The following is a 22,002-nucleotide window of genomic DNA, read 5'->3' on the forward strand; positions in this document are numbered from 1 at the left end:
GAAAGAGGGTAAAACATGGGAAAAATTCAGCGCATTCTTGATGCAATCGCCTTTATAGCAAAGGCTATGGCCGCTTTGACCCTGGGAATTATGCTGGTTGTATCACTGGCGGAAATTGTGCGCCGCTATATGTTCGGACTATCCTTCTCCTGGGCCGATGAATTGATACGCGACGGCGTTGTGTGTGTGGCAATGCTGGGCGGTGCGGCAGTCTATCGCGAAGAAGGCGGATTGGTGGCGTTTGACCTCATTTCCGCTCACGTGCGGGGAACCGTTAATCTGATTCTGTCACTTGTAATTAACACAATCTGTCTGCTGTTTTCGGGCTATATGTTTATGAATGCCCTGCAAACGCTGCAAACCCCCTCCATTGTCAGGCAGGTGAGCATCGGCCTGAAGGTTTCGATGTTCTGGCCCTATCTGCCGATTGCACTGGGTCTGGGGATCATCTTCATATTTACACTGGAGAAGTTTTACAACATTTTTACCGGCTGGCAGCGCGGCGCGTATCGAAACAAGGTAGAGGAGGACAAGGCACAGTGATAGCAGTACTTACCGTTTTTCTGGTGACGCTGGTTCTTGGCGTTCCCATTTGTTTTGTTCTCGGACTGGCTGGTTTCGCCCACGTAATGACGATGGGCGTTGACTCCTACTTCAACATTCTCACACAAAAGATTTTCGCGGGCATGAACGTCAGCAGCCTGACCTGCATTCCGTTTTTTATTATGGCAGGCGAGCTGATGAATGCCAGCGGCGTCACTGAAAAGCTGATTGATTTTGTTCGGACACTGGTGGGGCATTTCCGCGGCGGCCTTGCCTACGTGGTAATTCTCGTGGCCATGATTCTATCGGCAATTCTCGGCTCCGCCAACGCCGTCGCGGCTATTCTCTGTGCCGTGGTGGTCCCGGAGATGATTCACGACGGATACCCCGACGACTTCTCCGCGTCTCTGGTCTGCGCCTCCGGCGTGCTGGGCCCCATTATCCCTCCCAGCACCACGTTTGTTTACTTCAGCGTGTTGACGGGCGTTTCTCTCAACGCGATGTTTATGGGCGGAATCATCCCCGGCCTGCTGATCGGCCTGGCCTACATTATCGTGATTCGCCTCAACGTGAAGAAGCGCGGGCTTCCCAAGAGCACTGACCATTTTGACAAAGAGCTGGCACTTAAAAGCTTCGTCAAGGCAATTCCCGCCCTGCTGGTGCCCGTAATTCTGGTTGGCGGCATCACAGCCGGTATCTTCACCCCCGCCGAATCCGGTGCGGTTGCCGTGTTTGCGGCAATTGTCGCAGGCATGATCTATGGCAGAATGAATCTGAAAATCTTCCCCAAGGTACTGATGAACTCCGTCGGCACCACAGCAGGTATCTTCATTATCATTGGATTCGGTAACATCATGGGCTGGACCATGGCAATTGCAAAGGTCCCCGCCACGATTGAAAGCGCCGTTCTCGGCATTACGCAGAGCGGAGCGGTCATCATCATGATGATGTTTGCAATCCTGATTCTTGTGGGCTGCGCTATGGAAGCTACCGCTGCCATGCTCATCTTTACGCCTGTGATGATGCCGCTGGCTACCTACGCAGGGATGGAGCCGGTTCACTTCGGCGTCTGGTTCTGCATCATGCTGACCATCGGCCTGGTAACCCCCCCTGTCGGCATGACCCTGTTTGTAACCTCCAACGTTACAAAAATTCCCCTGGACCGATTGACCAAGCCCCTGATCCCATTTATTATCTCAGCCCTTGTCGCAACGCTGCTGATGGCGTATGTCCCGCAGCTTGTGATGTTCGTGCCGCAGATGATGGGGCTTGCCTGATAAAACTTTGTTAGCCCCATTTACTGATAAAAACAATATTAAAGGAGTAAAAATCATGAGTGAAATTATGTCTGGAAACTGGAACAAAATGCCTTGGAGACCCATTCGCGAAGGAATCAAGCAGGTTACGCTGGCCATGGGCGCCGACGATATGACCGTCACCCTCGGACAGGTCACCGCCGGCCACGAGAAGCGTCCCCATTCTCACCCGGAGGAGCAGGTCGCTCTGGTGCTTGAGGGCGAGTGCGACTACTATGTGGACGGCACCCCTTATCATCTGACACCCGGCAGCTTTGTGGTGGTTCCCGCCAACGTGATGCATTACATTGATGTCCACGACACGGATATCCCCTGCTTCCAGATGGACATTTTCGGAACTCCCCGGCCCGAGTTCAAGAAGAATTACATGGAGTTTCTGGAAACCCTGAAGAAATAAGAACCGCGCGAAAGGTCCGGAGGAACATTGTATTCTTCCGGACCTTTTTTCAATAAAACCAAAAATCAAGGCCGAACACCTTTGAAGGAGAGAAACAGCCATATGAAAATGCGGAATTTTGTGAAAGAAAAGCTGACTAAAAACGGATATGTTCTGGGAGCCTTTGTCGCCTCCGGCTCCGCAATGAACTGTGAGTGCCTGGGCATCAACGGAATGGACTTTATCATCATCGACGCAGAGCATGCTCAGACCGATACGGAAACAATGGTGGATATGGCCCGGGCCTGCGAGTTATACGGCATGGCCGCGTTTGTCAGGGTTTATGATCCCAATGATCTGCCCATGATGAGCCGCCTGCTGGATGTGGGCATTCACGGCCTGATGGTTCCCATGGTGGAAACCCGGGAGCAGGCGGACGGAATCATCCGCTACGTCAAATATCCTCCTCTGGGCAAGCGGGGAGCAAACGGCGGCCGCGGACCCAGATGGGGCATGTACGAGGATTATACCAAGCAGTCCAACGAGAATCTTTATACCATTATGCAGTGCGAAACCAAGCTGGGCGTTGAAAACATCGAAGAAATCTGCCAAACTCCGGGATTGGACTGCATCTTTATCGGCACGGCGGACCTTTCTCAGGACATGGGCCACCCGGGAGACGTCAATCACCCAGATGTGATCGAAGCGGTGGAAACCGTGCTGAATGCCTGCAAAAAATATGACATTACCGCAGGAATCGTGACCGGAAATCAGGACGCGGCCATCAAGCGCCTGAAGCAGGGCTTTCAGCTTGTCACCTGCATGAACGACCAGGTGTTTTTCCGCACGGAAAGCGCCAAGTGCCTTGGAGCAGTCCGCACGGGCTTTGCGGCTCAATAATCTCCGTTGAAATAGATCCACAGACCGCAAGAAAGCGGGGCGAAATTTTCATTTCGCCCCGCTTCTCTGCGCGTTCTCAAGGTTCTATTGAATTAATTACCGGAACAGCGCTCTGGCAGCATCCCGTCCGCCGGAAATCGCCAGCAGGATGTTGACCGTATCCGTGACGGCCTGCACAGGCACGGGCAGCTCTTTCAGTGCAGAAAGAAGCTCCGTATCGCCTCTGGTCCCAATGGCGGCCACCACCGTATCAATGTGTTCAATAACCTCAGACTGCCCGTCCTTCAGGTAATGCAACGTATCTCCATCGACGGATTCCACGGTTGCGCCCGTAACAATTCGACAGCCCTTGGCAAGAAGCCGCTCCACCAAAAGCATCCGGGCGGCTGTCCTTTCGTTTTTCTCCAAATAGTCGTCCATTTCGACAATGCTTACACGTCTGCTGTTGGGGCCGAGATCGTTGTGGGGATGGATAAGGAAATCTGCAGTTTCGCAGCCCACCGGTCCCCCGCCGATGACCACGGCGTTGCGTCCGACGGTGACGTTGCCCTCCAGCGCGTCCTGCGCACTGACCAATTGTGCGGCTCCCTGTAAGAAGCGGGGCAGAATGGGATCCGAACCGGCTGCCAAAATCACTCCGTCGTATTCCTGCGCGGAAATATCGCCGGCGGAGATGCTCTTCCCAAGCTGTATGCGCACTCCTGCGGCTTCGGCCTGCTCAATGAGGTAACGTGTCCCCTTTGCCACGTCATGCTTGCAGGGAGGGAATCCAGCCAGATACATCTGCCCGCCCAGACGGTGGGTACGCTCCGCCAGCGTCACCTGATGGCCCTGCCGGGCCGCTTCGGCAGCAGCAGCCAGTCCTGCCGGTCCGCCTCCTATGACCAATACCTTTTTAGAAGGTACGTTTGCCGCCTGTGCCTTCTCCATCCTCAATTCGTGCCCCGCTACGGGATTTATGGTGCAGCAGACGCTGCCGTCCGCATTCACAGTGGCAAGACACCGCAGGCAGCCGATACAGGGACAGAGTTCGTTTTCCCTTCCCTCCTGCGCCTTGTTGGGAAATTCAGGGTCTGCAATCAGCGCGCGGCCGATATAGGCCACGTCACTTTTTCCCTGCTCAATCACCATATCGGCAACCCACGGTTCATTGATGCGGCCGATAAACCCCAGAGGGATATGAATGGAATTTCGGATTTTTTCCGCAAGGTCTGCGTTGAATGCCTGAGGAACACCGGACGGTGCGGTGGTTTTCCACGGAATATCCAGAGAGCCGTTGGACAAGTGAATCATAGACACCCCGGCCGCTTCAAAGCGGCGCGCGATGTAGATTCCCTCAAGGAGGGACTGTCCGTCCGGCTCCCCGTCCGTGGCGGACATCCGTACAATGACAGGAAAATTCGGGCCTACCTGCCTGCGAATTTCAGAAATAACCTCCAGTGGCATCCGCAGCCGCCCGTCAACCCCGCCGCCATATTCATCCACCCGCTTATTGTGCAGCGGAGAGAGAAAATTCCCCAGCAGCCCGTGGCGGTGACAGCAGTGAATTTCCACTGCGTCGAAGCCCGCCTTTTCCGCCCGGAGGGCGGCGGCACCGAACTTTAAAACAAATTCCCGGATTTCTTCCTTCGTCAGTTCCCGGGGAAGCTCTTGATAAGCTCTTGCCTCCACCGGAGACGCGGCAACAGGCCTGCGGCCCTCGTTGTATCGGGACAGCGCCGCCGTGGAGGGATGCAGCAGCTGTGCGCCCACTGCCGCCCCGTGGCGGTGCATTATGTCGGTCAGCCGGTGAAGTTCCTCAATTTGAGCGTCCTCGTACAGGCCAACGTTTCGAAAGGTGCCATAGCGGGACAGCCGGTCAATCAAAACGCTGGCAATTGTGATATAGCCTGCCCCTCCTCTGGCGCGTGCCTCGTAGTAGGCAAGCATTTCGTCCGTCAAATGGCCGGTGGTACTTGCAAGATGGGAGGACATGGGCGCCATAAAAATACGATTTTTTACATGCATGGACCCAATGTCGATGGAAGAAAAAAGATACGGATACTGCATTATAATGTCTCCTTTCATTTGTGAAACCAGCGGCTGAACATAAAGCGCCCGAGGCACTTGGCGGGAGCCAGTGGAACAAGGCCATGCAATGGGAGCATGGCACGGGCTGCCTGGCGGAGCGCTCCGCCAAATCAGGCCGCACGTCTGCCGAACTCTTCTCGGATGACGAACAGCCCGGTATCTCAACCTTAAGACTAGCATTTTCCATGCCAACTCTCGTGTCCGGGGCAGAATTGCGCCAGCTTCTCTCTCCGAAAAAATAGATTTACGCAAAATCAAACAGCTGGTATGCAAATTGCTCTTATATCCAAGGGAACTATAAGCGACTTGTATTACCGGATGGGAGAATCACAAAAATGACAATTACAATTCTGCAACTGCAATGCTCTTTGCTGGTCATGATTTTAGTTGGGACGCTGGGAAAAAAAACCGGAATCATCACGGAAGGAGTCAGCAGCGGCCTTTCAAAAATGATGATTAATCTAATCTTGCCGTGCAGCATATTTTCGGCTTTTTTCGAGCGCATTCCCAATGACATTCTGAAAAGCTCCGTTCTGATGATACTGATTACCATCGCGGTACATCTGCTTTACATACTTGCCGGTGTGCTGCTCTATCGGAAGAAGCCAGCCGCACAGCAGCCGGTGCTGCGTTTTGCCATCCTTTGTCCCAGCGGCAATTTTATGGGACTGCCGGTCATTGGCGGAATCTATGGTGCGGAGGGAATTATGCTGTTGTCCGTGGCCTTGCTTCCGGCACGCATTTTTATTCTAACGATTGGAATTGCCTATTTTGTGGCTGGGAAATCAAGCGGCTGGATGAAACGCCTGCTCAAATCACCGCCCCTGTGGGCGGTTGTTTTAGGCCTGCTGGTCGCTTGGCTGGAGATCACCCTGCCCGTTCCGCTTGAAAATGCCATTTCTTCCTTAGGAAACTGTACAACCCCGCTGTCCATGATTTTGATTGGCTGCGTTATTTCCGACTTAAAACCCGAGATGTTTTTGAACAGGGAAATCTGGAAGCTTTGCTTTTGGCGCTTGCTTGGAATGCCGCTGATTGTGCTGGTACTGCTCAAGCTATCCGGAATCACACAGGCAGCCGTCGCGGGCGTATCGGTCGTCCTGGCCGCCCTTCCGGCAGGCGCTATGACGGTAATGTTCACAAAGGAATATGAAAAGGACGGCTTTCTGGCCGCAGCCTGCGTGATTTCCAGCACCATGCTTTCTGTTTTGACAATTCCCCTGATCTATCTGCTCTGCTCCAGAATTATCTAAGAGCCTATGAGCGGGCATCAATCTATTTGCCGTACCCATCGCAGGCAGTGAGCACGTATCCGGGGCCGCCCTGCTTAAACATCATGGCGACCCCGAATTAATAAAACTGACAATGTGAATCAATGCCCTATTATGTCAGGACCACCCGATCGGAACCCTTCAGGCCAAGCATACTCCGGACCTCGGAGGGTACTGCCAGCTCGATGTCCATGGCGTCGGCAATGCTCCGGACGGCAGTGACCTGCTCAGCATTGGACTGCGCCAGCACATGGGCGCGGAGATACAGGCTGTCCCCCAGTCCCACGCGGACATTGCCGCCCATTGCCAGCGCTGTCGCCGCCATGGGCAGTTGGTGCCGGCCCACAGCGGCGGCACACCAGATATAGCCGTCGACTCCCAGCAGCAGGTCGGCAGTTTCCTTTAAGAACAGCAGGTTTTTTACGGAAGCGGAGATGCCCCCCTGAACCCCCAGCACAAACTGCAAATACACAGGTGGCCTGACAATTCCGCTTTTTACAAAACAAGCCACAGTATTCAGCATACTGGGATCATGAATTTCAAATTGGGGACGCGTTTCATTTGTGTTCATTGCGCGGACAAACATCTCCATATTGGCACACGCATTCGTAAGTGCACATCCTCCGGTTTCACGGAGATACGGCTTTCTCCAGCCGTATCCGTCCAGAATTCTTTCCGAAACATCGGATATGGCAAAATTCATGGAATCAATATTGCAATCCGCCATTTCCGGCTGCAATTTTGAAACGGGGGCCAACCGCTCCTCAAAAGACGCCGTTTGACTTCCACAGGAGCCTACGCAGACAATCATATCGCAGCGCCGCTGAATTCCGCCCACAATTTCCAGCGTCCGGGCTATGTCCGCATCCGGCTCGCCGGTGCTTGGGCTCCGCGTATGAACATGTGCAATGGAAGCACCCGCTTCATAAGAACGAACTGCCTCATCGATCATCTGCTGTGGCATGACGGGGAGATACGGACTCATGCCTGAACCATACACCGTCCCTGTTATTTCTGCCGTAATAAACGCTTTTCTATTTTGATTCATTGCAAAACCTCCTGTTATGACCCTACTTTGTAAAGCATTTTTCAGGCCAACAGTCGTAAAAACTAAAAAATTTCTGAAATTTCATAGAATCTACAAGTTTGGAAAAAAAGCTGTCAATAAATAGACATGTTGACTAAGACAAGCACAATGACGCAAAAAAAGGCAAGTCAAAAATGACTTGCGCATTTAAAGAGTTTAATGATCAAATATTTTTTGTATAAAGACACGCTGAGAAGTGTAGAAAGCGGCTCAGTATGCGATATTTAGGGGCAAACACCGGCACTTCAAAAAGTAAGTCGATATTAACTTATAAATAAATCAAAAATTCAATTTTGACTTTTTCCGTTAAAAATAAGGCGTGACAGCATTTGCGAAATGAATTTAAGCTGTGCTATATTTAATATCAGCAAAAGCGGTTTGTTTTCTCGCAAAATAATGCAAAAGTAAATCGAAAGGAGAAAACGCTGTGTCGGGAATCGAGCAAACGGTCCGACAGGGCCAGGAGCTGCACCAGTATCAGTTGCAGCGGCTGGAAGTTCTTGAAATGAGCGGAGATGAGCTGAGTGAATTTTTGAATCAGGCTGAAAACGAAAATCCTTTAATCAATGTTGAGCGGGACCGTAGCGAAATTGAAAAGGACCTCAGGCTTGCCAATTGGTTTAGCCAGCAGCCGGTATACAGCCGGGGTTTTTATGAACGAGCGGTGGCGGAGGACATGCCGGAGCCGGAAATCCCCGACAGGCGCACAATGTCTTTAGAGCAGTACCTGCGCCTGCAAATCGACTTTTTAAAGCTAACGGACGCGCAGCAGAGAATGATGAATTTTCTCCTCGGCTCCATCGAAGACAACGGGAGGCTGAAGATCACCCCGGAGCAGGCGGCGGCCTGCTGCAAGGGCGCGGCCGAGGACTCGGAATATTGCCTTGCCCTTTTGCGCGGGCTGGAACCGGTCGGTGTCTGCGCTCCCTCCGTACGGGAGTGCTTGCTGGTTCAACTGCGCAGACTGCCCCGACCATGTGAAACTGCGGAATATTTTGTAAAGAACTGTCTGGAATCAGCGGGCACGCTGTCTATGAGCCGCCTTGCAAGGAAGTGCGGCGTAAAGATTCCGGAGTTGGAGCAGGCATTGCAGGTCCTTCGCGGGCTGGAACCATATCCCGGCGCCTGTTTCGCCCCCGCTGAAAGGGCCTATGTCATTCCGGATATTCTGATGCTACCGAAAGAAAACGGATGGGATGTCTGCCTTTGCGACAAATGGAGCGGCAGCATCCACATCAGTCAATACTACATAAAGCTGCTGAAGGGGGCCCATGATAAGGAAAGTACCACCTATTTATATGACCGGCTGCGGCAGGCCAAGGTGCTGCAAACGGCCCTTGAGCAGCGCCGGAAAACACTTCTGCACCTCTGTGAATTGATACTGGACCGTCAAAGAGCCTTTTTTGAAAACGGCGGTCCCATTGAGCCGCTGCTCCTCGGGGAATTGGCGCAGGAGCTGTCGTGTCATGAATCGACGGTCAGCCGGGCTTTGAGGGGAAAATATCTGAGCTGTCCCCGCGGGACGTTTCCCCTGCGGAAATTTGTGTCACTCAACGTTGGAAATTCAGATATCACCAACGACGGGCTGACCAGAAAAATCAAAGAGCTGATTGCTTCCGAGGATCACTGTGCGCCGCTGAGCGACCAGCAGATCACCGATTTGCTTGCCACAAACGGTTTGAATATTTCCCGCCGGACCATTGCCAAGTACCGCTTAGACCTGGGGATTCCCAATGTATTCGCGCGTCGAGTCTGAATAATTCCGCAAATGGAATATGAAGGAGAGTCTTGCGTCATGGGTAAAGAGCCTTTCAACTGGGATACATCCTATATCGATATCCTTCAGCTTGCAGATCTGATCCGGCAGCCGGTTCATTTCATCACTCCGGACGGAATCGTGCAATTTGTGAACCGGGCATGGGAAAATACTTATAAGCTGCCCAGACAGGAAGTCATTCATCGGCATATTTCCAGTATTCACGAAGTGACGAGAACGATGAACTACTATCTTTCATTGGACGACATCCATCATGAATTAACAGACAGCATTGTGGACCTCGCCTATAATTATTTAAAGGTGCCGACCAACACCCCCGCCTGCCTGCAGGCAATTGAAAAAAAGCGAGAGGTGGTTGTTGTCTCTCAGATGCCGGACGGCGGTCAGGTGGTGGTGCGCAGCACTCCCATTTTCAACGACGAAGAGCTGGTGCTGATATTTACGCAGATACAGGACCTGACCATGATGGCGAAGTGGAAGGACGAGCTGGAGCAGGAGATCGAAAAAAACAATCGGATGCAGGAGGAATTACAGTACCTGCGGGACAACCAGGCCGCAACGAATCTGGTTGGCAACTCCAAGGAAATGATCGCCCTGCGCAAATTGATTGCGGTCATCGCCAAATCCGATGCCAGCGTCTTAATCACAGGAGAAAGCGGCGTGGGAAAAGAGGTTGTCGCAAAGGAAATCTATAATAAAAGTCTCCGCTCAGATGGCCCCTTTATCTCGGTCAACTGCGCAGCAATCCCCGAAAACCTTTTGGAGTCAGAGCTGTTCGGCTATGAAAAGGGGGCTTTTACCGGTGCGTTTAAGCAAAAAATCGGCCTGTTTGAGGTGGCAGACGGGGGTACCATTATGCTGGACGAAATCGGTGAATTCCCCATTCACCTGCAACCAAAATTGCTGCGCGTTTTGCAGGAGCGGGAGATACGCCGGGTAGGCGGCACACACAATATCCCAATTGACGTTCGGGTTATTGCCGCCACAAACCGGGACTTGCTTCAGCAGGTTAACGAGGGCAAATTCCGGTGTGACCTCTACTATCGGCTGAATGTGGTACCCATTTTGATTCCCCCCCTGCGCCAGCGCAGAGAGGATGTGGCTCTGCTGGCCTCCAGCTTTTTGATGCAGTTTAACAAAAAATATAAAACGTCCAAGTTTTTTCTCAGTCAGGCAGTCATCCTGCTGGAGCAGCACGACTGGCTGGGAAATGTGCGGGAACTGGAAAACGTGGTAGAGCGATTGGTGATTATATCCAGCGGCAATGCCATCACACCCCAGCAGATTTTAACCGTGTTCAGCGGGAAGCTGAATATGGATGCAAATACAGAGTCAGCCTCCGCATTTTCGCTGAAGGAGGCAGTGGACCAACTGGAAAAAAAGATGATCTCCGAAGCGTTGTCCAATTACAAAAGCACGTATAAGGCGGCCAAGGTTTTGGGGATGTCGCAATCCACACTGGTACGCAAGGCAAAGCAGCTCAATATCAAAAATGATAAGAGGGCGGGCCTGCCGGAATAGGGGCATTGTAAGCACTCGGGATAAGCACCGCTGGGAAGGAACCGCCCTTCGGGTCTGCTTCTTCGTTCCATCTTCGGCGATAAACTGCCTGATTGCAGCCTTGGAGGTCCTGTTGCGGGAAAGCCCCGCCGCATTAATATAGGCATTTTAAAAACAGAATGGCCGGACGCCATATGACGTCCGGCCATTCTATTCACTGTCGTTCAGCCTTTTCTTTGGATTTTTTATTTAAACGTTCAACCAACGCAGCTGTCCGTATCCGGTAATCATCCAGCTCAGTCACAATGCCCATAAAGGAAGAAACCAAATCCAGCGAGGCCCGCAGCGTACTTTGTTCGCTCTGGTCAATCGCACGCTTCGTCAGGCGCATGGCCTGCTGGGGCGCATCCAGCAGTTTTTGGACATATTGTTCCACATAATCATCCAACTGGTCATCCGGTACAACGCGTGTGACAAGGCCGATCCTTTCCGCTTCAGGGCCTTTTAAAACCCGCGTTGTCAAAAACAAATCAAGGGCCTTGTCTCGCCCTACAAGGCGAGGTAAAAAGTAAGCGCCGCCGTCTCCGGGTACGATTCCCGCGTTGAAATAGCTTTCGGAAAGCGATGCGCTTTCCGCAGCAATGCGGATATCACACATCAGTGCCATATCCAGCCCCGCGCCCACAGCTGCGCCGTGAACCTTTGCAATAACCGGCTTGTCGATTTCCTCCAGAATCAGTGGGATCCGCTGGATTCCGTCCCAAAGAGAGTTTTTTCTGGCAAGCGCAGTGGAAGTAATATCCCCATCGCTTTCGAAGAAGCCATTTCCAGTTGCCATGGCCTTTACATCTCCTCCGGCGCAAAACGCTTTTCCGTTTCCCGACAGAAGAACAACATAAATATCATCCCGATCCCGGATGTCCTCCAACGCGCTTGCCCAGAGCTGAATCATCTCTTCGCTGAAACAATTGAGATGCTCTGGGCGATTTAGTGTAATGCGGGCCAAATGATTTTCTACTTCATAAATTAAATCCGACATATTATGATTTTACCTCTTCTCAATATTCGCAATACTTATAAATAGCATATGGGTATCCGATATGTGCTTTTGTGGATATAATAGCCGTTTTGAAATGATTATATCACAAAGCTATATTATGAGTTGACAGAAATTTCGTCCTATACGCTCTTAATTTTTAAGCAAATGGCTTAATTTCCCTTCAATCCAGAACCTTTGCTTTTTCTTAACGGAGCAAAGAATGCAAAACAGTCAGCATCGGTGAAAGCAGAACAAGCCCGGAGGAGTTCAGTCCTCCGGGCTTGTTCTCCATATGATACTGCCGTCTCCACTCCAACGGCCAGCTTTCGATCGAATCCGCCGTCGCGGTACATAAACACCAGCGTACGCACCTACTTGTGTATCAGGTTAATACTATCCTCCGTTTACACCCATACAGGAGATGAACAGGCTATTTTTGCCACCAGCAGCATAGCCCAATATTTTGGAAAACCACCGGATAAGGGTAAATGCCAAAAATCTTTTTAACCACTTTTAACCACCGTGCCGCATTTTAATGCTTTTTAACGCCTGCGCAAAATCACATAAATAAAAAGTAAAAAGCCGTCAAACCTTGGTTTCCCAATAGTTTGACGGCTTTTTACTTTGGCAGCGGGTGAAGGATTCGAACCCTCACAGACGGAGTCAGAGTCCGGCGTGCTACCATTACACAAACCCGCTATCTGCCATCCGAAGCACAAGTGAGATGCGCAGCGAACAGATATTATTATACAAAAAATTCCGGACTTGTCAACCCCTTTTTAAAAAAATACCTGGAATACTTTTTGCGCCCGTTCACACACTACCAAAGGGTGATTTTATGAACAAAAAACAGCGGCCTGACGGAACGGTCAGGCACGCACCCGCCCTGCGCCTGGAACCGGAAAAGCGGCTTTGTCCGGCTTTTGACCCGACAAGCATCGCGCTCTTCCCCGTGGCCAGTCGGGGCGAAATGGGCGTGCGGGTAGTGGACAATTTCTGCGAAGAACACATTATGTAATACCTGCCCGCGCCGAAAAAGCGGAATTTCCCCGAAAAACCCCGGCTCTGCTTTCGGCGGAGCCGGGGTCCGTTTGTCCGCTCCGGGTTTGTCAATCGGTGGAGATTGTGATACAATTCGGGAAAAACCGGCAGGCAAATCCTTTGCCCGCCCGGAATCGGGAGAAACAGAGGAAGTACCTATGAAACGCTGTTTTATTTTCGCCGCAGGCAGCTTTTACGGCCTGCGGGAGCGGCCCGCCCCCGGCGACCTGATCATCGCCGCCGACGCAGGCTATCTTCTGTGCCAAAAGCTTGGCATTGCGCCAGACCTTGTGCTGGGTGACTTCGACTCCATGGAGGAACCGTCCGGCGTGGCCGTACACCGTTCCCCTGTCGAAAAGGACGACACCGACGCCATGCTGGCTCTGAAAACCGGGCTTGAAAAGGGCTGCGACGCGTTTTACCTCTACGGATTTACCGGCGGGAAACGGCTGGACCATACTCTGGCAAACCTTCAATCCCTTCTGTTTCTTCGCCGCAGAGGGGCCCGGGGATGGCTGTATGGCGACGATTTTCTCTGGACAGCCATCGAAAACGAGTCCCTCACTGTCCAAAAAGAGGTGGAATGGGGTCTGTTTTCCGCGTTTTGTCTGGGCGACCGGGCGGAGGGCGTGGACGAGACGGGATTCCAGTATCCCCTGTGCAGTGCCGTGCTCACACCGGAATTTCCGCTGGGCGTCAGCAATCATGTATTGGAGCAGGAGGCCGTGATCTCAGTCCGCCGGGGCGCGCTGCTAGTGGGATGGGAGTTGTATCCCCTAAACTCGTGATACTATAAGTGGTATAACGAACTGTATAAACAAAGATTGCGCCGGGCAAAAAGGTATTGTATAATTGCCTAAAAGGTTGACCTTTCAGGAATGAAAGTGCAGCCCATTGAAAGCCGTGGGACCGGGGCGGGCACGGAGCTGAAGGAGGAGTACACGATGGCAACATTTACCGTAAACGGCAAAGCTGTAACCGTGCCGAACAACCAAAAGCTCATCCGGTTCCTGAGGGACGAGCTGCATTTGACTTCCGTAAAGGACGGGTGCAGCGAGGGTGCCTGCGGCACCTGCACGGTGCTGGTGGACGGAAAGCCCACCAAGGCCTGTATCCCCCAGACAGACAAACTGGAGGGAAAAACCATCATAACGGTGGAGGGCCTGAGCGACTTTGAAAAGGACGCGTTTGCCTATGCCTTTGGAACAGCGGGAGCCGTGCAGTGCGGGTTCTGCATCCCGGGCATGGTGATTTCGGCCAAGGCGCTGATAGACGGCAACCCCACTCCCACCCGGGAGGAGGCGGCATTTTCCATCCGCAACAACATCTGCCGCTGCACCGGGTATGTGAAAATTATCGACGGGATTTTGCTGGCGGCGGAGGTACTCCGCGCCGGAGAGATTCCCGCACCGCCCGAGGATTGGGGCCTTGGTGCCCGGGTCCCGCGGGTCGACGTGCGGGAAAAGGTGACGGGCACGGGAATTTATCCCGACGACGTGTATCTGGACGGAATGATTTACGCCAGCGCGGTACGCAGCGCTTATCCCCGGGCGCGGGTGCTGGCCATCCACACGGAGGAGGCAAAGGCCCTTTCCGGCGTGGTGGGCATTTTCACGGCGGAGGATATCCCCGGAAATAACAAAGTTGGCCACCTTGTGCGGGACTGGGACACCATGATTGCCGTGGGCGACATCACCCATTATCTGGGGGATGCTATCTGCGTGGTGGCCGCTGAGACACAGGAAATTCTGGCGCAGGCCAAAGCGCTGGTAAAAGTGGACTATGAGGAACTTCCCATGGTCCGCAGCCCCAGAGATGCCATGCTGCCCGACGCGCCGCTGGTCCACAAAAGCGGCAATCTCCTCTCCCACAAGCACATCCAGCGGGGCAACCCGGCGGAGGCCATCGCCAAATCGAAGCATATATTGACCCAGCGTTTTTCAACACCGTGGACTGAGCACGCGTTTCTGGAACCGGAGTGCGCCATTTCCTTTCCAGAGGGCGACGGCGTGACGGTCTGGTCCACGGATCAGGGCGCATATGACACGCAGCATGAGATTTTGGGGATGCTGGGCCTGCCCTCCGAAAAGGTGAAGGTGAAAAACCTGCTGGTGGGCGGCGGCTTTGGCGGCAAGGAGGACGTAAGCGTCCAGCACCATGCGGCGCTGGTGGCGTATCTCACCAAGCGTCCGGTAAAAGTGAAGTTCTCCCGGGCGGAGAGCCTTCTCATCCACCCTAAGCGCCACCCTATGGAGATGGAGTTTTCCATGGGCTGCGACGAAAACGGCATCATTCAGGGCGTGGCGGCGGAGGTCATCGCGGACACCGGGGCCTATGCGTCCTTGGGCGGCCCTGTCTTGGAGCGGGCCTGCACTCATGCGTCAGGTCCTTATAACTATCAGAACTTTGAAATCGACGGCTGGGCTTATTACACCAATAACCCCCCCGCAGGCGCGTTCCGGGGCTTCGGCGTGACCCAGACCTGTTTTTGCGTGGAGAGCCTTTTAAACCAGATGGCGGATTTAGTGGGTATCACCCCATGGGAAATCCGCTGGCGCAACGCCATCCGCCCGGGGCAGGAACTGCCCAACGGCCAGCTTGTGGACGAATCCACCGGCTTTGCCGAAACGCTGGAGGCGGTGAAACCCTATTATGACGCCGCAAAATACGTGGGCATCGGCTGCGCCATGAAAAACGCGGGCGTGGGCGTGGGTATCCCGGATACCGGACGCGTAAAGCTGACGGTAACGGACAGAAAGCTCCACATTTTCGCCGGTGCCTCCTGCATCGGGCAAGGACTGGGTACAGTCCTGACCCAGATGACGGTGGAAAAAACAGGCCTTAAGCGGGACGATATTATTTACGAGCGGTCCAACACCTATCTCGCTCCCGATTCCGGCACTACTTCCGGTTCCCGGCAGACGCTGGTTACCGGCGAGGCATGTCTTCGTGCCTGTGACCAGCTTTGTGCGGCGCTGAATGGAAAAACGCTGGCGGATTTGGAGGGGCAGGAATTTTACGGAGAATATCTGGCGAAGACCGACCCGCTGGGCGCCGACGTGCCCAATCCCGTGAGCCACGTAGCGTACGGCTACGCCACGCAGATCTGCATTCTCAACGACGACGGAACAGTGAAGCAAATTGTGGCTGCCCACGACGTGGGCAGGGCCGTGAACCCCACCTCCGTGGAAGGGCAGATTGAAGGCGGCGTGGTGATGTCCATGGGCTATGCGCTGACGGAGAAATATCCCCTTCAGGATTGCAAGCCCCTTGCCAGATACGGCACGCTGGGCCTGCTGCGCTCCAACCAGATTCCCGACGTGAAGGCCCTGATTGTGGAAAAACCCGGCCTGAACGTGGCATTGGGGGCCATCGGTATCGGAGAAATCACCTCCATCCCCACCGCGCCCGCCATCGCCGACGCTTATTTCCGCTACGACGGGGTGTTCCGCACCAGCCTGCCGCTGGAGAACACGCCTTACGCTAAAAAATAAAGCGGCCCTCCCAAGGGAGGACCGCCGGGACTTCCGGAATTATTCCGGCAGGGTCCGGCTCAAGGCCTGACCCAGCCAAACCCCCAGAAGGCAGCCCGCCAGACTGAGGAATATGTAAAACGCGGCCTGTCCGCGGTCCCCCGCGGCGATCAGCTGCACCGACTCCAGTGAAAAGGTGGAGAACGTGGTAAAGCCGCCGCAAAGCCCGGTTTTTAAAAACAGCACAAGCCGGTCATCCATCCGGCGACGAACCGCAAAGCCGGAGAGAAAGCCGATGACCACCGCTCCTAAGAGATTGATGAGAAGCGTTGAGACGGGAAAGCTCCCCCTCCAGGGGAGCAGCCCGATTCCATACCGGGCGGCGGCTCCCAAGCCGCCGCCAAGGCCCACAACCAGAAAATTCACAGGATATTCCCCTCCCCCAGCAAATCCTTCGCCCGGCGCAGCGCCTGCGGCGTGTCCACGTCCCACAATTCTCCGGGAGGAACCTCCAAAAGCCGCAGCTCATCCTCATGGCGGCGGATCACCGCCGCGCCGCCCACGTCGCCGGAAAGCTCCATCAGCTCGGGATAAAATTTCTCGGGAAAGATACAGGGGTTTCCCCGAACGCCCCCGTGGGAAAGGGCGGCAAGCTTCTCCCGCTCCTCATGCCAGAAATTCACCAGCGCGGCTACGGATTCCCTTCGCAGAAGCGGCTGGTCCGACACCTGAAAGCACACGGCGGTGCAATCCCGCAGCGCTGTAAGCCCCAACTGAAGGGAGCGGCTCAGGCCCAATTCCGGCTTGTCGTTGAGCAGGGCGGCGAAGTGAAACTCCCCCGCCAGCTTTAAAACGTCCGGATACTGGGTGACCACCACCACGGAGGAAAAGCACTCCGTTGGAACAGTCTCCAAAGAGCGCAGAATCAAAGAACGTCCGTCCAGCGCGGCCTCCAGCTTATTTTTGCCAAAGCGGCTGGCATTTCCGGCGGCCAGCACCACACAGCCCGGTTTTTTCATACAGGAACCCCCAAACTTCGTTTTGGTTTTTCATATTCCCCCATAGTATATCCACTTTTCCCATGTCCAGTCAAGCGTGCGGGAGAGGTTCAGCCAATATAAAGGAGGCCACACCATGAGCAAAAGCGTCGGCAGAAGCATCATACGCGTAGATGCATACGAAAAGGCCACAGGCCGGGCAAAGTACATGGATGATTTGTGCGACGGCTCGGCCCTGATCGCAAAAATCAAGCACAGCTCCATCGCCCACGGATACGTGAAGTCCGTCGATATCAGTGAGGCGGAGGGTATCCCCGGCGTGGTGAAAATCTTCACCTGCTTTGACGTGCCAGACATTCCCTTCCCCACTGCGGGCCATCCCTGGTCCATGGATCCGTCTCATCAGGACGTAGCGGACCGGAAGCTGCTGAACCAGCATGTGCGGTACTACGGGGACGAGGTTGCCGCCGTGGTGGCGGAGGATGAGGTTGCCGCCATGCAGGCCATCCGTGCTATCAAAGTGGAATACGAGGAGCTTCCCTTTGTGCTGGACCCGCAGAAGGCCATGGAGCCGGACGCGCCGCAGATTCATGAGAACTATCCCGGCAACGTCCTTGCCCACACCGAGATTCGCCGGGGCGACTATCAGTCCGCCATTCAGGAACCCGGCCTTATCAAGGTCGAGGGCTGGTACGACACTCCCACCGTTCAGCACTGCCACATCGAAAACCACGGCTGCTTCGCCTATGAAGAGGCGGGCCGGATGGTGGTGGTTTCCTCCACCCAGATTCCGCACATTGTCCGCCGAGTGGTTGGGCAGGCCATGGGGATTCCCTGGGGAAAGGTTCGCATCATCAAGCCCTACATCGGCGGCGGCTTCGGCAACAAGCAGGACGCGCTGTACGAGCCCCTGTGCGCGTGGCTCAGCTCCATGGTTGGCGGGCGGCTTGTAAAGCTGGATTGCACCCGGGAGGAGACGTTTGTCTCCAATCGCGTCCGCCACGCCATCCGCACCCACATCATCTCCTGGGTCCGTTCCGACGGAACACTTGTGGCCCGGAAGTTCGAGGCATTTTCCAATCAGGGGTCCTACGCCTCCCACGGCCACGGCGTGGTGGCCAAGGGCATGGGCGCTTTCCCCCAGCTTTACCCCTGCGACAATCTGGAATGCGACTGCTGGTCGGTATACACCAACCGGCCCGCCGCAGGCGCCATGCGGGGATACGGCATTCCGCAGGCCATGTTTGCCGGAGAGAGCCATATCGAGGACGTGGCAAAGGCGCTGGGCCAAAACCCCGTGGCTTACCGCCGGGCGCATCTAATGCCCGTCGGATATGTGGACGCCTTCTCCAAAAACGAACTGTATACCGACACCTTCAACCAGTGCATGGACAAGGGCATGGCCTACATTGACTTCCAGCGCAAATACGAGGAATATAAGAACCAGACCGGCCCCCTCCGCCGGGGCATCGGCTGCGCGGTGTTCTGGTATAACACCGCCGTGTGGCCCATCTCTATGGAGAGCTCCTCCTGCCGGATGGTGCTGAATCAGGACGGGTCCCTCCAGTTCCAGACCGGCGAGACGGAAATCGGTCAGGGCTGCGACACCGCCTATTCCCAGATGGTGGCCGATGCGGTGGGCATCCCCGTGGAAAACGTTCACGCCGTCTCCACGCAGGACACCGATATCACCCCCTTCGGCACGGGCGCCTACGCCTCCCGCCAGACCTATATCGGCGGCTTTTCCATCATGCAGACCGGCCTTGCCCTGCGGGAGCGGATTTTGCAGATTGCCCACGACCAGACCCGCATGCCTATTTCCAATCTGGATTTGGTGGACGGCAACATCGTCCGCAAGCCCGACGGGCGGATTCTGAAAACCCTGGGAGACGTGGCAATGGAGGCGCTGTACTCCGTGAACGACAGCCACCACATCACCGCGGAAACCACCGCCAGCATCCGCAGCAACGCCTATTCCTTCGGCTGTTCCTTTGCCGAGGTGGAGGTGGATATTCCCATGTGCAAGGTGAAGCTTTTGGAGCTGGTGAACGTCCACGACTGCGGCACTCTTATCAACCCCCAGCTTGCGGAGGCGCAGGTCCACGGCGGCATGTCCATGGCCATTGGCTACGGATTGTCGGAAGAACTGAAATTTGACGAGAAGACGGGGAAACCCCTGAACGACAACTTGCTGGATTACAAGCTGTCCACCTTCCTGGACCATCCCCATCTGGAGGGGCAGTTTGTGGAGAATGCAGAGCCTACCTCCCCTTACGGAACCAAGTCGCTGGGCGAACCGCCTGCCTGCTCCGGCGCACCCGCCATCCGCAACGCGATTTTAAACGCCACAGGCGTATCCATTGACCGCTGCCCTATCACGCCCCATGTGCTGTACGCGGAGTTCCGCGCGGCGGGGCTGATTCAGGACTGAGAGGAGGAAGACGATATGTATGATATGAAAGCCCTTTATGAGGCAGCCACCGTGGAAGAGGCCGTCTCCCTCCGCATGGCACATCCCGAGGCCCAGATTATCGCCGGCGGGTCCGACGTGCTGGTCCAGATGCGGGAGGGAAAGCGGGCAGGCGCGGAGCTGATTTCCATCTATGGCATCGACGCGCTTCGGGGCGTTTGTCTGGAAGAGGACGCTACGCTGCGCATCGGCTCCCTCACCAGCTTTTCCCACATCACCAAGCACCCCCTGATTCAACAATACGTCAACGTGCTGGGTCAGGCGGTGGATCAGGTGGGAGGGCCGCAAATCCGCAACATCGGCACCATCGGGGGAAACACCTGCAACGGCGTGACCTCCGCCGACTCCGCCGCCACGCTGTTCGCCTGGGACGCGGTAATTGAGCTGACCGGGCCGGAGGGCGTGCGCCGCCTTCCCATTCAGGAGTTTTATATCAAGGCCGGTAAGGTAGACATCCGGGAAGGCGAAATCCAGACCGCCGTTTTGATTCCCCGGGAGAGCTATGAAAATGCCTACGGCCACTATATCAAATACGCCATGCGCAACGCCATGGACATCGCCACACTTGGCACTTCTGTAAACGTGCGGCTGTCCCCCGACAAAAAGACTGTGGAGCGGGCGCGGGTGGCCTTCGGCGTAGCGGGCCCCATCCCCCTGCGGGCCGAAACAGCGGAGGAAACCGCAAACGGCCAGCCGGTATCCGAGGAATTGGCCGAGCGGTTTGCCCAAGCAGTGAAAGAGGATATCAACCCCAGAGACAGCTGGCGCGCCAGCCGGGACTTCCGGCTGCACATCGCCGTGGAAAGCGCCAAGCGGGGATTCATTGAGAGCGTTCGGCTGGCAGGAGGTGCGCTGTGATGGAAAAGCATGTGATGCAGTACAAAACCGTCCGTTTCATCCTCAACGGCAAGGAGGTCGAGCGGGTGGTGGACACACGGGCGTCCCTAACGGATATGCTCCGCAACGACTTTCGCATGACTTCTGTAAAAAAAGGCTGCGAGGTGGGCGAGTGCGGCGCGTGCAACGTCCTCATCGACGGCGAGGCGTTCAACTCCTGTATTTACCTTGCGGTCTGGGCGGATGGCAAATCCATCCGCACGCTGGAGGGCCTGCTGGGCCCCAACGGCGAGCTGGCCGACATTCAGCAGGCCTTTGTAGATGAGGCCGCTATTCAATGTGGCTTCTGCTCCCCCGGATTCATTCTTACCGCCGTGGAGATTCTGGAAACCGGCGAGGAATATACCGACGACCAGCTGCGTAAGCTGCTTTCGGGCCACCTGTGCCGCTGCACGGGGTATGAAAATATCCTGCGGGCAGTGAAAAAGACGATGTACCGCAGGCTGGGCAAGCCCATGCCCGAAGGAAACTGACCCAACCGGCCAGGCGTTGCCGCAAGAGAGGGGAATCACCTTTATGAGAACCGTCGTCACCATCGGCCGCCAGCTTGGCAGCGGTGGCCGTGAAATTGGCCTGCGCCTTTCGAAAAAGCTGGGGATTCCCTTCTTCGACAAGGAGCTTTTGCGCAAGGCAGCGGAAGAAAGCGGCCTGAGCGAAAAACTGTTCGACAGTTTTGACGAGCGTCCAAAAAGCCTGCTGTATTCCATCGCCATGGACTCCTACATGTTCGCCCTGCCGGGCGCGGGCGTCAGCGATTCTCTGGAGCAGCAGGTATATCAGGCCACCTTTGGCGCCATCCGCCGCGCGGCGGGAGACGGTCCCTGCGTCATCATCGGCCGTTGCGCAGACTATGCGCTGGAGGACCGGGACAACGTGCTGAACCTGTTTATCCATTCGCCTTTGGAGCGGCGGATCGCCGTGGAGGCCCGGCGGCAGAACCTGGAAACAGAGCAGGCCCGCCAGCAGATTTTGAGGACGGACAAACGCCGCGCTAGCTACTACGAGTATTACTCCGGCAAAAAGTGGGGCGCTGTGGACAGCTACGACTTCTGTCTGGACAGCAGCATCTTCGGATACGAGGGCACCGTGGAGCTGATTGAAACACTGATTCGGATGAAGGAACGCTGATAAAGCCCGCAAACTAAAATTTCCCTGCCCGAAAAAGCATTGGCTTTGACCGGGCATCCAAATTGCGCATTGAAAAGGCCGGAGCAACCTTGCTCCGGCCTTTTTTGTGTTTGACC

Annotated in this window: 19 protein-coding genes and 1 tRNA gene; 14 read left to right on the forward strand and 6 right to left on the reverse strand. The window is 55.0% G+C overall.

Annotated elements, in window-relative coordinates:
* Positions 1 to 15 precede the first annotated feature (15 nt).
* From ABVS15_RS04100 to ABVS15_RS04115, 4 genes are all read left to right on the forward strand, one after another.
* Entirely contained in the window at positions 16 to 543 is a 528-nt protein-coding gene (locus ABVS15_RS04100; RefSeq protein ID WP_369282477.1) for a TRAP transporter small permease, read from the forward strand.
* Entirely contained in the window at positions 540 to 1,820 is a 1,281-nt protein-coding gene (locus ABVS15_RS04105; protein WP_369282478.1) for a TRAP transporter large permease, read from the forward strand. The genes ABVS15_RS04100 and ABVS15_RS04105 overlap by 4 nt, the downstream gene beginning before the upstream one ends.
* Before the next feature lie 55 nt (positions 1,821 to 1,875).
* The gene (locus ABVS15_RS04110; protein WP_369282479.1) at positions 1,876 to 2,256 is read left to right on the forward strand and encodes a cupin domain-containing protein; all 381 of its coding nucleotides are present in this window, start codon (positions 1,876 to 1,878) and stop codon (positions 2,254 to 2,256) included.
* Positions 2,257 to 2,358: 102 nt separating this feature from the next.
* Positions 2,359 to 3,135: an HpcH/HpaI aldolase/citrate lyase family protein gene (locus tag ABVS15_RS04115; RefSeq protein ID WP_369282480.1), complete on the forward strand. Its 777-nt coding sequence runs from the start codon at positions 2,359 to 2,361 to the stop codon at positions 3,133 to 3,135.
* Between the two features lie 96 nt (positions 3,136 to 3,231).
* Here ABVS15_RS04115 and ABVS15_RS04120 read toward each other — a convergent pair whose 3' ends face one another.
* The gene (locus ABVS15_RS04120; protein WP_369282481.1) at positions 3,232 to 5,184 is read right to left on the reverse strand and encodes an FAD-dependent oxidoreductase; all 1,953 of its coding nucleotides are present in this window, start codon (positions 5,182 to 5,184) and stop codon (positions 3,232 to 3,234) included.
* A gap of 356 nt (positions 5,185 to 5,540) precedes the next feature.
* On the opposite strand from ABVS15_RS04120, the gene ABVS15_RS04125 reads away from it, so the two are divergent.
* Positions 5,541 to 6,458 (forward strand): AEC family transporter, encoded by a 918-nt coding sequence (locus ABVS15_RS04125; RefSeq protein WP_369282482.1) that lies wholly within the window; start codon positions 5,541 to 5,543, stop codon positions 6,456 to 6,458.
* Between the two features lie 130 nt (positions 6,459 to 6,588).
* Here the strand turns inward: ABVS15_RS04125 and ABVS15_RS04130 are convergent, their stop codons facing one another.
* Complete coding sequence (locus ABVS15_RS04130; RefSeq protein ID WP_369282483.1) at positions 6,589 to 7,524, reverse strand: 3-keto-5-aminohexanoate cleavage protein; 936 nt, start codon at positions 7,522 to 7,524, stop codon at positions 6,589 to 6,591.
* Positions 7,525 to 7,990: 466 nt separating this feature from the next.
* Here ABVS15_RS04130 and rpoN point away from each other — a divergent pair, with 466 nt between their 5' ends.
* A complete protein-coding gene (gene rpoN / locus ABVS15_RS04135) occupies positions 7,991 to 9,319 on the forward strand; it encodes an RNA polymerase factor sigma-54 (RefSeq protein WP_369282484.1) in 1,329 nt (442 codons plus the stop codon).
* A gap of 39 nt (positions 9,320 to 9,358) precedes the next feature.
* Positions 9,359 to 10,861 (forward strand): sigma-54 interaction domain-containing protein, encoded by a 1,503-nt coding sequence (locus tag ABVS15_RS04140; protein ID WP_369282485.1) that lies wholly within the window; start codon positions 9,359 to 9,361, stop codon positions 10,859 to 10,861.
* Positions 10,862 to 11,054: 193 nt separating this feature from the next.
* On the opposite strand, the gene ABVS15_RS04145 is transcribed toward ABVS15_RS04140, so the two are convergent.
* Together ABVS15_RS04145 and ABVS15_RS04150 are read right to left on the reverse strand one after the other, a co-directional pair.
* The gene (locus ABVS15_RS04145; protein ID WP_369282486.1) at positions 11,055 to 11,879 is read right to left on the reverse strand and encodes an enoyl-CoA hydratase/isomerase family protein; all 825 of its coding nucleotides are present in this window, start codon (positions 11,877 to 11,879) and stop codon (positions 11,055 to 11,057) included.
* 625 nt (positions 11,880 to 12,504) lie between these two features.
* A tRNA-Gln gene (locus ABVS15_RS04150) sits at positions 12,505 to 12,578 on the reverse strand.
* A 139-nt stretch (positions 12,579 to 12,717) separates the two neighbouring features.
* Between ABVS15_RS04150 and ABVS15_RS04155 the strand changes: the two genes are divergently transcribed.
* The 3 genes from ABVS15_RS04155 to xdh all read left to right on the forward strand — a co-directional run bounded on the left by ABVS15_RS04155 (position 12,718) and on the right by xdh (position 16,414).
* Positions 12,718 to 12,897, forward strand: coding sequence for a hypothetical protein (locus ABVS15_RS04155; protein ID WP_369282487.1), 180 nt, complete (start codon positions 12,718 to 12,720; stop codon positions 12,895 to 12,897).
* 181 nt (positions 12,898 to 13,078) lie between these two features.
* On the forward strand, positions 13,079 to 13,708 hold the full coding sequence (locus ABVS15_RS04160) for a thiamine diphosphokinase (protein ID WP_369282488.1): 630 nt from the start codon (positions 13,079 to 13,081) through the stop codon (positions 13,706 to 13,708).
* A 156-nt stretch (positions 13,709 to 13,864) separates the two neighbouring features.
* Entirely contained in the window at positions 13,865 to 16,414 is a 2,550-nt protein-coding gene (gene xdh, locus ABVS15_RS04165) for a selenium-dependent xanthine dehydrogenase (protein WP_369282489.1), read from the forward strand.
* Positions 16,415 to 16,453: 39 nt separating this feature from the next.
* Here the strand turns inward: xdh and crcB are convergent, their stop codons facing one another.
* Together crcB and ABVS15_RS04175 are read right to left on the reverse strand one after the other, a co-directional pair.
* Positions 16,454 to 16,819 carry a fluoride efflux transporter CrcB gene (gene crcB / locus ABVS15_RS04170; protein ID WP_369282490.1) on the reverse strand — a complete coding sequence of 122 codons (366 nt, stop codon included), beginning with the start codon at positions 16,817 to 16,819 and terminating at the stop codon, positions 16,454 to 16,456.
* Positions 16,816 to 17,412 carry an NTP transferase domain-containing protein gene (locus ABVS15_RS04175; protein ID WP_369282491.1) on the reverse strand — a complete coding sequence of 199 codons (597 nt, stop codon included), beginning with the start codon at positions 17,410 to 17,412 and terminating at the stop codon, positions 16,816 to 16,818. Before ABVS15_RS04175 ends, crcB begins: the two co-directional genes overlap by 4 nt.
* A 115-nt stretch (positions 17,413 to 17,527) precedes the next feature.
* On the opposite strand from ABVS15_RS04175, the gene xdhA reads away from it, so the two are divergent.
* Genes xdhA through ABVS15_RS04195 form a run of 4 tightly spaced genes read left to right on the forward strand, consistent with a single transcriptional unit; the run spans position 17,528 to position 21,886 of the window.
* Positions 17,528 to 19,822, forward strand: coding sequence for a xanthine dehydrogenase subunit XdhA (gene xdhA, locus ABVS15_RS04180; RefSeq protein ID WP_369282492.1), 2,295 nt, complete (start codon positions 17,528 to 17,530; stop codon positions 19,820 to 19,822).
* Between the two features lie 15 nt (positions 19,823 to 19,837).
* Positions 19,838 to 20,719 (forward strand): xanthine dehydrogenase subunit XdhB, encoded by an 882-nt coding sequence (xdhB, locus tag ABVS15_RS04185; protein ID WP_369282493.1) that lies wholly within the window; start codon positions 19,838 to 19,840, stop codon positions 20,717 to 20,719.
* Complete coding sequence (gene xdhC, locus ABVS15_RS04190; RefSeq protein WP_369282494.1) at positions 20,719 to 21,231, forward strand: xanthine dehydrogenase subunit XdhC; 513 nt, start codon at positions 20,719 to 20,721, stop codon at positions 21,229 to 21,231. Before xdhB ends, xdhC begins: the two co-directional genes overlap by 1 nt.
* Positions 21,232 to 21,274: 43 nt before the next feature.
* Positions 21,275 to 21,886 (forward strand): AAA family ATPase, encoded by a 612-nt coding sequence (locus tag ABVS15_RS04195; protein WP_369282495.1) that lies wholly within the window; start codon positions 21,275 to 21,277, stop codon positions 21,884 to 21,886.
* Positions 21,887 to 22,002: the final 116 nt, after the last annotated feature.

The organism is Oscillibacter sp. GMB15532, from assembly GCF_041020825.1.
Taxonomy (GTDB): Bacteria; Bacillota; Clostridia; order Oscillospirales; family Oscillospiraceae; genus Oscillibacter.

Excerpts from the sequence above, each read along its gene's own strand:
- ABVS15_RS04100 (WP_369282477.1), top strand. The coding sequence starts at position 16 with ATGGGAAAAATTCAGCGCATTCTTGATGCAATCGCCTTTATAGCAAAG.
- ABVS15_RS04110 (WP_369282479.1), top strand. The coding sequence starts at position 1,876 with ATGAGTGAAATTATGTCTGGAAACTGGAACAAAATGCCTTGGAGACCC.
- ABVS15_RS04115 (WP_369282480.1), top strand. The coding sequence starts at position 2,359 with ATGAAAATGCGGAATTTTGTGAAAGAAAAGCTGACTAAAAACGGATAT.
- ABVS15_RS04120 (WP_369282481.1), bottom strand. The coding sequence starts at position 5,184 with ATGCAGTATCCGTATCTTTTTTCTTCCATCGACATTGGGTCCATGCAT.
- ABVS15_RS04125 (WP_369282482.1), top strand. The coding sequence starts at position 5,541 with ATGACAATTACAATTCTGCAACTGCAATGCTCTTTGCTGGTCATGATT.
- ABVS15_RS04130 (WP_369282483.1), bottom strand. The coding sequence starts at position 7,524 with ATGAATCAAAATAGAAAAGCGTTTATTACGGCAGAAATAACAGGGACG.
- ABVS15_RS04140 (WP_369282485.1), top strand. The coding sequence starts at position 9,359 with ATGGGTAAAGAGCCTTTCAACTGGGATACATCCTATATCGATATCCTT.
- ABVS15_RS04145 (WP_369282486.1), bottom strand. The coding sequence starts at position 11,879 with ATGTCGGATTTAATTTATGAAGTAGAAAATCATTTGGCCCGCATTACA.
- ABVS15_RS04155 (WP_369282487.1), top strand. The coding sequence starts at position 12,718 with ATGAACAAAAAACAGCGGCCTGACGGAACGGTCAGGCACGCACCCGCC.
- ABVS15_RS04160 (WP_369282488.1), top strand. The coding sequence starts at position 13,079 with ATGAAACGCTGTTTTATTTTCGCCGCAGGCAGCTTTTACGGCCTGCGG.
- xdh (WP_369282489.1), top strand. The coding sequence starts at position 13,865 with ATGGCAACATTTACCGTAAACGGCAAAGCTGTAACCGTGCCGAACAAC.
- ABVS15_RS04175 (WP_369282491.1), bottom strand. The coding sequence starts at position 17,412 with ATGAAAAAACCGGGCTGTGTGGTGCTGGCCGCCGGAAATGCCAGCCGC.
- xdhA (WP_369282492.1), top strand. The coding sequence starts at position 17,528 with ATGAGCAAAAGCGTCGGCAGAAGCATCATACGCGTAGATGCATACGAA.
- xdhB (WP_369282493.1), top strand. The coding sequence starts at position 19,838 with ATGTATGATATGAAAGCCCTTTATGAGGCAGCCACCGTGGAAGAGGCC.
- xdhC (WP_369282494.1), top strand. The coding sequence starts at position 20,719 with ATGGAAAAGCATGTGATGCAGTACAAAACCGTCCGTTTCATCCTCAAC.
- ABVS15_RS04195 (WP_369282495.1), top strand. The coding sequence starts at position 21,275 with ATGAGAACCGTCGTCACCATCGGCCGCCAGCTTGGCAGCGGTGGCCGT.